1 pseudogene is annotated in these 357 nt (G+C 64.4%); it reads left to right on the top strand.

Going from position 1 to position 357, the window contains the following annotated elements:
• Nucleotides 1-357, top strand: a pseudogene (locus AC5RWU_RS24725) (hypothetical protein); the annotation flags it as partial.

Genomic DNA, 357 nt, shown 5'->3' with positions numbered 1-357 from the left:
AAACCGCTGGAGACGCTTGCTGACGCCAAGGGCAGGCTGGGCCGCAGCGCGGGCGGTGTCTACAACGCGGAGATGGAAGCCCTGGGAATGACTCCGGTGCTGGTCGACTCGAACGAGACATACGAGGCGCTGCAGCGCGGCACGGTCGACTGCCAGGTCGGCCCGCTTCAGAACAACACCACCAACGGCCTCGCGGAAGTGGCGAAGTATTACACCCCCCTGACGTTCAGCTCGATCCCCGGTCCGGGCTACATGATGAACAAGGAGAAGTACGACGCACTGCCTGCGGAGGTGCAGGACATCTTCCACGAAGCCGTCCCGCTCATCAGCGTCGGCAACAGCGGCCACCTCGTCGGC

Source organism: Arthrobacter sp. B0427-1-12 (genome assembly GCF_059092905.1).
This window is presented reverse-complemented; position numbering and strand designations above follow the sequence as displayed.